The sequence below is a fragment of the uncultured Nocardioides sp. genome, from assembly GCF_902805925.1.
Lineage (GTDB): Bacteria > Actinomycetota > Actinomycetes > Propionibacteriales > Nocardioidaceae > Nocardioides.
Genome location: NZ_CADCUP010000055.1, coordinates 1 through 10,392, shown reverse-complemented (window position 1 = coordinate 10,392; position 10,392 = coordinate 1). Strand labels below are relative to the sequence as shown.

Here is a 10,392-nt window from a genome sequence, read left to right as displayed (position 1 = left end):
CGTGGCGCGTCGGGGACCAGGTGGCGGTGCAGGGTGCGCTGCGGCGCCGGTTCTTCCGCGCGGCTGCGGGAGCCGCGTCGCGGGTCGAGGTGGAGGTGAGCTCGGCGCGGGTCATTCGTCGAGCAGCGACCTCATGAGGACCCCGACGCTCGGCTTGGGCTGGAAGGACGTCGCCTTCTCAGGCAGCAACCGGTCCTGCACGAGGATCTGGCCGACGAGGTCGAAGGCGGGTGCCGGCAGCAGGAGCGCGACGCCGCCGTCACCGGTGCCCGCCAGCGTGACGAGGGCCTCCTCGGTGGAGTGCTCGTAGCGTGTCGGCGCGGTCAGGGACAGCCGGGGCACCAGGTCGTCGTGGACCAGCTCCACCGGAGCGCGTCCGTCGAGGCGGGGCAGGTCCAGCACCCGCCACTGCGCACCGTCGGTGGCCACCATCGCGGCCGGGCCCAACCCCGCCAGGCCGTGCGCCGAGGTGGCGGGCCGGGCCACCACGCCGACGACGTGGGCCGCCTCGACGACCTCGGTCAGGGTCGCTCCCGGCAGCACCCGGTGGATGGCACCCAGGTGCAGGGGCGTGTCCTCCTGGTCGACGACCATGGCGAGCCCGCGGTCCCAGGGGGTGCCCGGTTCACTCTCCTGCAGCCGGAGGTAGGCGGCGTACCGGTGGTGTCCGTCGGCGATCAGCAGCGTGCTGGTGGCAAGCCCCGTCGCGATCACGGCCAGGTCTCCGGGTGCGGTGACCGCCCACAGCCGGTGGCGCTGGTGGGCGCGGTCGGTGTAGGCGTGGTCGGGGGCGCGTCCGAGCAGGCGGTGCACGAGGGCCCGCACCGAGGCCGGTCCGCGGTGCACCAGGAGGATGGGCGCGGGGTTGAGGGCCATCTCGCGCATGCGCTCGGCCAGCTCGTCGGCCTGGCGCACGTGGATCCCCTCATGGGGCAGCAGGCCGCGGTCGTCGCGACCGGTGGCGCGTGTGGACAGGTCCAGCGAGCCGACGAGGCCACGCACCGTCATGCCGCCGGAGGTGTACTCGTGGAGGTAGATCGCGGGCACGGCGTCGTGGTGCACGAGACCGCGTGCCTCCCACTCGCCCAGTCGGTCGTTCACCGCCCGATAGGGTCGCGCGAAGGCGCGGGCGGAGGCAGGGTCGCCGACCCGGTCGCCGCTCAGCCGCAGGGCCCGGAAGGGATGGAGCCGCAGGGGCTTGGCCGGCGAGGGCGGGGTGACCACCCTCGGGTCGAGCGTGCCGGCTGGGTCCATCGGAGCATCGTAGGGGGCAGCGCTCGCGCGGCTCTGGAAGGGTGGGACCCATGCTCGGAGAGTCCACGACACCGCTGGCCGAGGTCCACGACCTGGTCATGCTCGACCTCGACGGCGTCGTCTACGTCAGTGGCACGGCGATCGAGGGCGTGCCCGAGCGGCTCGACCGCCTCGTCGCCTCGGGGGTGCACGTCGCCTTCGTCACCAACAACGCATCACGCCCGGCCGCCACCGTGGCCGACAACCTCGTCCGGCTCGGGGTGCGCGCCTCGGCGACCGACGTGGTGACCTCGGCGCAGGCGGCGGCGCGCGTGCTGGTCGACCGGTTGGGGCCCGGCTCCCGCGTGCTCGTCCTGGGCGGCAGCGGCCTGGTCAGCGCCCTCGAGGAGCTGGGCCTGGTGCCGGAGACCGACCCTGAGAGCTCGGAGGTGACCGCGATCGTGACGGGCTACGGCCCCGACGTCCTGTGGAAGCACGTGATGCGGGCCGCCGTGCGGATCCGGGACGGGCTGCCGTGGGTGGCCAGCAACACCGACATGAGCATCCCGACGGCCTACGGTCTGGCGCCGGGCCACGGCGTGCTGGTCAAGACCCTCGCCGACTTCAGCGGTGTGCGGCCGACGGTGGCCGGCAAGCCCTCACCGCCGCTGCTGGAGGAGACGATCCGCCGGGTCGGCGGCGACCGCCCGCTGATGGTCGGGGACCGGCTGGACACCGACATCGAGGGGGCGCGGGCCGTGGGTGTCGACTCGCTGCTGGTGATGACGGGGGTGACCGGTCTGGCCGAGCTCGCGGCGGCGACGCCGCGGCTGCGGCCGACGTACGTCGCGGCGACGACCGAGGGCCTCTTCACCGCCCACGGTGCACCGCAGCACGAGGATGGCCGGACCCTCCTGGGCGGCTGGGAGGCCGGTGTGACCGACGGTCGCCTCGGGGTCGAGGGAGCGGGCTCGCCCGACGACTGGTGGCGGGTCGTGGCGGTCGCGGCGTGGTCGCACCTCGACTTCTCAGGCACGCCCGCCGACACCTCGTCGCTCACCGTCCCCGGAGCCTGAGCACGCGCACGTCGTCGGTTAGCCTCGAGACCATGACCGAGCACGCCCCCCAGTCGTCCGGCAGCGCCGAGGTCGACGTGGTCCTGCAGTCCCTCGCCGTGCTCGACGACGCCCCGGTGGCCGAGCACGTCGCGGTCTTCGAGGCCGCGCACGAGCGCCTGCGTCGCGCGCTCGACGCCCGTCCGGAGAGCTGACCGACCGGTGCCTCCCCGACGGCTGCGGCTGGACCAGGAGCTGGTGCGGCGAGGCCTGGCGAGGTCGCGCGAGCACGCGAGCACGCTGATCGCGGAGGGCCGGGTCAAGGTGGCGGGCGTGGTCGCGAGCAAGCCGGCGACCGGCATCACGACCGACGTGGCCCTGCTGGTCGCGGAGGACCCCGACCGCCCGGAGTACGCCTCCCGCGGCGGCCACAAGCTCGCGGGGGCGCTCGAGGCGTTCGCCGCGCAGGGGCTCACCGTGGCCGGGCGGCGGTGCCTCGACGCGGGGGCCTCGACCGGCGGCTTCACCGACGTGCTGCTGCGGGCCGGCGCGCGTCAGGTGGTGGCGGTCGACGTCGGGTACGGACAGCTGGTCTGGCGCCTGCAGAACGACGACCGCGTCGTCGTCCACGACCGCACCAACATCCGCGAGCTCACCCTCGACCTGGTCGGTGGTCACGTCGACGTGGTCGTGGCGGACCTGTCCTTCATCTCCCTGTCACTGGTGCTGGACGCGCTGCTCGGCGTGACCGCGCCGGACGGTGAGCTGGCACTGATGGTCAAGCCGCAGTTCGAGGTCGGCAAGGACCGCGTCGGGAAGGGGGGTGTGGTGCGTGACCCGGCCCTGCGCGCCGAGGCCGTGCAGGGCGTCGCCGACGCGGCGGCGCACCGGGGGTGGGGGGCGGTCGCCGTCACCACCAGCCCGTTGCCCGGACCATCGGGCAACGTGGAGTTCTTCCTCCTGCTGCGGCGGGGCCCGGCCCGGATCGGCACCGAGGACATCGTCGCCGAGGCCGAGCGCGCCACGGCCCTGGGGGTGGCGGGTGAGAGGGTGGACCCGTGACTGAGACCGAAGCCCCCGAGTCCCCCGCGCGCCGCGTGCTGATGCTGGCGCACACGGGGCGCGACGAAGCCAAGCAGGTGGCGCTCGAGTGCATCTCCATGCTCAACAGCCACGGCATCATCGTCCGGTTGCTGGCTCCCGAGGCGGCTGACCTGGGCCTCGACGCGACGTCGTACGACCCGTGCCTGGAGCTCGTGGACACCGAGGAGGGTGCCGGCCACGACTGCGAGGTGGTCCTGGTCATCGGCGGCGACGGCACGATACTCCGGGCGGCCGAGATCGCCCGTCCCATCGGCATCGCCCTGCTGGGGGTCAACCTGGGGCACGTCGGCTTCCTGGCCGAGGCGGAGTACGACGACGCCGAGTCGGTCATCGACGCGCTGGTGCGCCGCCGCTACACCATCGAGGACCGGCTCACCATCGAGGTGTGCGTCTACCGCGACGGCGAGGAGGTGGCCCGCACCTGGGCGCTCAACGAGGCCAGCGTCGAGAAGGCTGCCCGCCAGCGGATGCTCGAGGTGGTCGTCGAGGTCGACGGTCGCCCGCTCTCGCGGTGGGGCTGCGACGGGGTCGTCTTCGCCACGCCGACGGGATCGACCGCCTACAACTTCTCCGCCGGCGGCCCGGTGGTGTGGCCCGGTGTCGAGGCGCTTCTGGTGGTGCCGATCAGTGCGCACGCGCTGTTCGCGCGACCGATGGTGGTGGCGCCGACCTCCGTGCTGGCCGTCGAGATCCTCGCGCAGACCGAGGGCGGCGGCGTCCTGTGGTGCGACGGCCGCCGACCCGTCGACCTGCAGCCGGGCGCGCGCATCGAGGTCAGCCGTGGGGACACCCCCGTGCGGCTGGTGCGCCTGCACGAGGCGCCGTTCAGCGACCGGCTGGTCCGGAAGTTCGGCCTGTCCGTCGAAGGCTGGCGCGGCGCCTCCGAGCGCCGCCGGCGCAACGGCGAGGGGAGCCACGATGCTTGAGGAGATCCGCATCAGCTCGCTGGGCGTGATCGACTCCTCGACGCTCGAGCTCGGCCCCGGGCTCACCGTGATCACCGGTGAGACCGGCGCCGGCAAGACGATGGTGGTGACGGCGCTGGGGCTGCTCCTCGGCGGGCGCGCCGACACCGGTGCGGTGCGCAACGGCGCGCGGCACGCCCGCGTCGAGGGGGTCGTCGCCGCCGGCGCCCTGCCCCGGCTCGCCGACGCCGTGCTGGACGCCGGGGGAGAGGTGGAGGACGACCGCGTCGTCCTGGCACGCAACATCTCCGCGGAGGGGCGCTCGCGTGCCTGGGTGGGCGGTGCCTCGGTGCCTGCGTCCACGCTGGCGGGCGTCGCCGAGCCGCTGGTCGCCGTCCACGGCCAGTCCGACCAGCACCGGCTGCTGCGGCCGCAGGCCCAGCGCGAGGCGCTCGACCGCTTCGCCGGCGCCGAGGTCGCCGGGCTCGCCGCGCAGTGGGGTGGCCTCTGGACGCAGCTGGCCGAGACCGAGCGCGAGCTCGACGAGGTCGTCACCACCGCGCGGGAGCGCGCCCGCGAGGCCGACCAGCTGAGGTTCGGTCTCGGGGAGGTCGAGGCGGTGTCGCCCGAGCCGGGTGAGGACGCCTCGCTCGCTGCGGAGGAGTCGCGCCTGGGGTTCGCCGACACCCTGCGGGCGGCCGCCGAGGTGGCGCGCGAGTCGCTGTCGAGCGAACAGGACGCGCCGGACGCGTTGGCCACCACGGCCGCCGCCCGTGCGGCACTGACCGGTGTCGCCGAGCACGACCCGGAGGCGGCGAGCCTGGCGGAGCGGATCACCGACATCACCTACCTGCTCTCCGACGTCGCGGCCGACGTCGCGTCGTACGCCTCGGGCCTCGAGACCGACCCGGCCCGGCTCGCGGCCGTCAGCGAGCGGCGGGCAGCGCTGACCGCGCTCACCCGCAAGTACGGCGACAGCGTCGACGAGGTGCTGGCATGGGCCCGGCAGGCGTCCACCCGGCTCCTCGAGCTCGACGGCACCGACGAGCGCATCGAGGCCCTGCGCAGCCGCCGCGCCGAGCTCCGCGTCGAGCTGGCGGCGGCCGGCACGGCGCTGTCCGCCGCACGCACCGAGGCAGCCACCCGGCTCGGCACACAGGTGACGGCCGAGCTCACGCTGCTGGCCATGCCGCACGCCTGCGTGCGGGTCGCCGTCACCCAGCACGAGGTGGCGCCGCCCGCCGGGGCCGGGGGCGGCCCGCTCGAGGTGGACGGTCGGTGGCTGCGGGCCACGGCCGCCGGGCTCGACGACGTGGAGCTCCTGATGGCCGCCAACACCGGCGCCGACGCCCGCGCGCTGCACAAGGGGGCGTCCGGCGGGGAGTTGTCCCGGATCATGCTGGCCCTGGAGGTCTCGCTGGCCGAGACGAGCCCGGTGCCGATCTTCGTCTTCGACGAGGTCGACGCCGGGGTGGGCGGCAAGGCGGCCATCGAGGTCGGTCGCCGCCTCGCGCAGCTGGCCCGCACCGCCCAGGTGCTGGTCGTCACCCACCTGCCGCAGGTGGCCGCCTTCGCCGACAGCCACGTGGTCGTCGCCAAGGCCAGTGACGGCAGCGTCACGACGTCCGGGCTCACCGTCCTCGACGACGAGCAGCGCGAGCGCGAGCTGTCGCGGATGCTGGCAGGACTGGAGGAGTCCGAGACGGCCCGGGCCCACGCGCGGGAGCTGCTCGAGGCGGCGCGCTCGCGCTGAGCACGCCCGCCTCCCGCCACGCGCGGGAGGTCCACCTGCGCTGATCGGCGCTCGCCGGCTGACACGATTGAGCGGCCATGAGGATGCCAGCGAGACAACGGACCACGACCACCCTGCCCGGCCTGCACGGCACCGCACGGGTGGACCGGCGCACCCGCACCCTGCTGCCGCGGCTGCGTGCCGGCGACGTCGCCGTCATCGACCAGGTGGACCTGGACCGGGCGACCGCACAGGCCCTCGTCGACGCCGACGTGGTGGCCGTGGTGAACGCCTCCCCGATGATCTCGGGTCGCTACCCCGCCCTGGGTCCCGACGTCCTGGCGCGCGCCGGCGTGCTGATGGTCGACCGGGTCGGCGCCGCCGGCGTGGCGGCGATCCGCGACGGTGCGGCGCTGCGGTTGCACGACGGCGGCGTGCACGTGGGCGAGGACGAGGTGGCCTCCGGGCGCACCGTCGACGATCAGACCGTCCAGGACGAGCTCACCGCCGCACGCAGCGGGCTCGTCGCCCAGCTCGACTCCTTCACGCACAACAGCACCGAGTTCCTGCGCCGCGAGCAGGACCTCCTCCTGCACGGCACCGGCATCCCACGGCCGGCGACGGCCATCGCGGACCGGCCGGTCGTGGTGGTGGTGCCGGGGGAGGGCCACCGCGAGGAGCTCGCCGGCGTACGCCGCTTCATCCGGGAGCAGGCGCCCGTCCTCATCGCGGTCGACACGGGCGCCGACGCCCTGCTCGCCGCCGGCCACCAGCCCGACATCGTCGTCGTCTCTGGCCGCCGTGACGAGGACGACGGGCCGTCGGCGAAGGCGCTGCGCGCTGCCCGCGACGTCGTGGTGCAGGTCGACCGGGGCGCCGGCCGCACGGCCACCGACCGCTGGGAGCGCCTCGGCGTCCGGCCGCTGCGGTTCGAGAGCGGCGCCACCACCGAGGACGCCGCCCTCCTCCTCGCCGACTCCGGCCACGCCTCGGTCATCGTCGGAGTGGGCATGCACGCCACCCTCGACGAGTTCCTCGACCGGCAGCGGACCGGCCTCGCCAGCACCTACCTGACCCGGCTGAAGGTCGGTCCGCGACTGGTGGACGCCACCGCCGTGCCAACGCTCTACTCCGGCCGCGTGCGGCCACGCCACGTCCTCTGGGTGCTCCTCGCCGGGCTCGTGGCGCTCGCCGTCGCCGTCGGCACCACCCCGGCCGGTCAGGCGTGGGCGGACGCCCTGCTCGCGGCCGCCGCCGACCTCATCGACTACCTGCAAGGACTCCGCTCGTGATCACCCTGCGCCACCACATCGTCTCCCTCGTCGCCGTCTTCCTGGCCCTCTCGGTCGGGATCGTGCTGGGAGGCGGGCCGCTGTCCGAGGTCGGCCGGGCCGAGGGCAGCACCGCGGCCGAGCCCGCCCTCCAGGACGCGGTGACGGTCGCACAGCGGCGCGCCGACTTCGGTGACGCCTTCGCCGGTGGCGTCGCCGGCACCGTGTACGCCGGCCGGCTGACCGATCGGTCGGTGGCCGTGCTGAGCATGCCCGGCGCCGACCCCGAGGTCGTCGAGCAGGTCGCGGAGCAGGTCCGGGCCGCCGGCGGCGAGGTCGCCGCGTCGTACGCCGTGGGCCAGGCCCTGGTGGGCGTCGGGGAGAAGTCGCTGGTCGACACCCTGGGCAGCCAGCTGATGACCCAGCAGCGGGACGGCGCCGTGAGCGCGGAGGCGACGACGTACGACCGGATGGGTGAGCTCATCGGCCTCGCCGTGGCCAGCACCCGGCCCGAGGGACGGGCCGCCGACGGCAACGCCGCCGGGATCCTCCAGGGGCTGGCCGGCGCCGACCTGCTCGCCGGGCCGGAGGAGCCGGCCCGGCGGGCGCCGCTGGTCCTGCTGGTCCTCGGCGACGAGCCGTCCCCCGAGGGCGGCGACACCATCCTGGCCGGCCTCGTCGCCGGCCTCACCCGCACCGCGGTCGGCGTCGTGGTCGCGGGCGACCTCGCCGACGGCACGGGTCAGCTCGGCCGGCTGCGCAGCTCCGGCACCGACGCCGCGACCGTCGACGGCACCGACACGCCACCCGGTCGGGTGGCGACGGTGCTGGCCCTCGTCCGCTCGCTGACGAGCCCGGGAGGTGCGTTCGGTGCCACGGGTTCGGACGGACCGCTCCCTCTCGGGTAGGCTAGAACTCCGTGAAGCCCTCGCCGACCAAGCACGTCTTCGTGACCGGAGGCGTCGCCTCCTCCCTCGGCAAGGGGCTGACCGCCTCCAGCCTGGGCAACCTGCTCAAGGCCCGCGGTCTCCGCGTGACCATGCAGAAGCTGGACCCCTACCTCAACGTGGATCCCGGCACGATGAACCCGTTCCAGCACGGCGAGGTCTTCGTGACCGACGACGGCGCGGAGACCGACCTCGACATCGGTCACTACGAGCGGTTCCTGGACACCGAGCTGAACCAGATCGCGAACGTGACCACCGGTCAGGTCTACTCCTCGGTCATCGCCAAGGAGCGCCGCGGCGACTACCTCGGGGACACCGTGCAGGTGATCCCGCACATCACCAACGAGATCAAGGACCGCATCCTCGCCATGGGGACCAGCGGCACCGGCAAGCCCTTCGACGTGGTCATCACCGAGATCGGCGGCACCGTCGGCGACATCGAGTCGCTGCCGTTCCTCGAGGCCGCCCGGCAGACGCGGCACGAGATCGGGCGCGAGAACTGCTTCTTCATCCACGTCTCGCTGGTGCCCTACATCGGGCCCTCGGGTGAGCTGAAGACCAAGCCGACCCAGCACTCGGTGGCCGCCCTGCGCTCGATCGGCATCCAGCCCGACGCCGTGGTGTGCCGGGCCGACCGCGAGCTGCCCGAGAGCATCAAGCGCAAGATCTCGCTGATGTGCGACGTCGACGAGGAGGCCGTGGTCACCGCCGCCGACGCTCCCTCGATCTACGACATCCCCAAGGTGCTGCACCGCGAGGGCCTCGACGCCTACGTCGTACGCCGCCTCGACCTGCCGTTCCGCGACGTCGACTGGACCGAGTGGGACGACCTGCTGCGCCGCGTGCACCACCCCAAGGAGGAGGTCACGGTCGGCCTCGTCGGCAAGTACATCGACCTGCCCGACGCCTACCTCTCGGTCGCCGAGGCGCTGCGCGCCGGCGGCTTCGCCCACGAGGCCAAGGTGCACCTGCGCTGGATCGCCTCCGACGAGTGCCAGACGCCCGCGGGCGCCCAGCGCCACCTGCACGACGTCGACGCGGTGCTGGTGCCCGGCGGGTTCGGCATCCGCGGCATCGAGGGCAAGCTGGGCGCGCTGCACTACGCGCGCACCCACGGCATCCCCACCCTGGGCCTCTGCCTGGGGCTCCAGTGCATGGTCATCGAGTACGCCCGCAACCGGGCGGGTCTCGAGAAGGCCGGCTCCACGGAGTTCGACCCCGACACGATCGAGCCGGTCATCTCCACCATCGAGGAGCAGAAGAAGTTCGTCGAGGGCGCGGGCGATCTCGGCGGCACGATGCGCCTGGGCCTCCAGCCGGCCGACCTGGCTCCGGGCAGCGTGGTGCGCACGACGTACGGCGAGGACGTCGTGCACGAGCGCCACCGGCACCGCTACGAGTTCAACGACGCCTACCGCGAGCAGCTCCAGGACGCCGGCCTGGTGTTCTCCGGGGTCAACCCCGACCTCGGGCTCGTGGAGTTCGTCGAGCTGCCGGCCGACGTGCATCCCTACTACGTCGCCACCCAGGCCCACCCCGAGCTGCGCTCGCGCCCGACCAGGCCGCACCCGCTGTTCGCCGGGCTCGTCGGTGCGGCCATCCAGCGCCAGCGCGAGCTGCGGCTCGAGATCGACGAGTCCGGCCTGCGTCGGGCCGAGGAGGCCCCGGCCTAGACCTGGCTAGACGGCGGCGCGGGACCGGAGCTGCCGGGCCAGGGCGTCGGTGCCCGTGAGCAGCTTGGCCCGCGCGAAGGCCGGCAGGTCGGGGCTGTCCGCGAGGTCGCGGGCGCGCGCCAGGAACTCCTCGTCGACCCCGGCGACCGGGAACATGGAGGCCATGATCGAGCCGAGCTCGAGCAGCCCGCCCGCACCCAGGTTGGTCACCTCCTCGAGGTAGCGCCCCGCGAAGGGTGCCAGCACCTCGTCCTGCCCGGGACGCCAGAAGTACGTCGCCAGGGCGATCAGCGGCATGCCCACGTGCACCGACCGCTGCGTGAAGACGGCGTCCCACACCTGCTCCTTGGACGCGGTGTCGGCCCGGGCGGCGAGCACGCCCAGCGCGCGGATCCCCGACTCCGGGTCGGGGTCGCGGTCGCGGAGCGCCTGCACGGCGGCCCGGTCGTAGGTGCCCAGCTCGGCCCGACGG

At 74.2% G+C, this 10,392-nt stretch carries 10 protein-coding genes; 8 read left to right on the top strand and 2 right to left on the bottom strand.

Going from position 1 to position 10,392, the window contains the following annotated elements; all coding sequences use genetic code 11:
- Positions 1-111: 111 nt before the first annotated feature.
- On the bottom strand, positions 112-1,254 hold the full coding sequence (locus QZX64_RS04020; protein ID WP_295657171.1) for a DUF1015 family protein: 1,143 nt from the start codon (positions 1,252-1,254) through the stop codon (positions 112-114).
- 50 nt (positions 1,255-1,304) lie between these two features.
- On the opposite strand from QZX64_RS04020, the gene QZX64_RS04015 reads away from it, so the two are divergent.
- The 8 genes from QZX64_RS04015 to QZX64_RS03980 all read left to right on the top strand — a co-directional run bounded on the left by QZX64_RS04015 (position 1,305) and on the right by QZX64_RS03980 (position 9,920).
- Positions 1,305-2,309 (top strand): HAD-IIA family hydrolase, encoded by a 1,005-nt coding sequence (locus QZX64_RS04015; RefSeq protein ID WP_295657169.1) that lies wholly within the window; start codon positions 1,305-1,307, stop codon positions 2,307-2,309.
- A gap of 32 nt (positions 2,310-2,341) precedes the next feature.
- The gene (locus tag QZX64_RS04010) at positions 2,342-2,503 is read left to right on the top strand and encodes a hypothetical protein (protein WP_295657168.1); all 162 of its coding nucleotides are present in this window, start codon (positions 2,342-2,344) and stop codon (positions 2,501-2,503) included.
- A 7-nt stretch (positions 2,504-2,510) separates the two neighbouring features.
- A complete protein-coding gene (locus QZX64_RS04005) occupies positions 2,511-3,350 on the top strand; it encodes a TlyA family RNA methyltransferase (protein ID WP_295657166.1) in 840 nt (279 codons plus the stop codon).
- Positions 3,347-4,318, top strand: coding sequence for an NAD kinase (locus QZX64_RS04000; protein WP_295657164.1), 972 nt, complete (start codon positions 3,347-3,349; stop codon positions 4,316-4,318). The genes QZX64_RS04005 and QZX64_RS04000 overlap by 4 nt, the downstream gene beginning before the upstream one ends.
- Positions 4,311-6,050 carry a DNA repair protein RecN gene (gene recN / locus QZX64_RS03995; protein WP_295657162.1) on the top strand — a complete coding sequence of 580 codons (1,740 nt, stop codon included), beginning with the start codon at positions 4,311-4,313 and terminating at the stop codon, positions 6,048-6,050. Before QZX64_RS04000 ends, recN begins: the two co-directional genes overlap by 8 nt.
- Before the next feature lie 77 nt (positions 6,051-6,127).
- The gene (steA, locus tag QZX64_RS03990; RefSeq protein ID WP_295657159.1) at positions 6,128-7,321 is read left to right on the top strand and encodes a putative cytokinetic ring protein SteA; all 1,194 of its coding nucleotides are present in this window, start codon (positions 6,128-6,130) and stop codon (positions 7,319-7,321) included.
- Positions 7,318-8,208 carry a copper transporter gene (locus tag QZX64_RS03985; RefSeq protein ID WP_295657157.1) on the top strand — a complete coding sequence of 297 codons (891 nt, stop codon included), beginning with the start codon at positions 7,318-7,320 and terminating at the stop codon, positions 8,206-8,208. Before steA ends, QZX64_RS03985 begins: the two co-directional genes overlap by 4 nt.
- A gap of 11 nt (positions 8,209-8,219) precedes the next feature.
- On the top strand, positions 8,220-9,920 hold the full coding sequence (locus QZX64_RS03980; RefSeq protein WP_295657155.1) for a CTP synthase: 1,701 nt from the start codon (positions 8,220-8,222) through the stop codon (positions 9,918-9,920).
- 6 nt (positions 9,921-9,926) lie between these two features.
- Here QZX64_RS03980 and QZX64_RS03975 read toward each other — a convergent pair.
- Positions 9,927-10,392: hypothetical protein (locus QZX64_RS03975; protein ID WP_295657153.1), on the bottom strand; the 466-nt coding region annotated here is incomplete at its 5' end.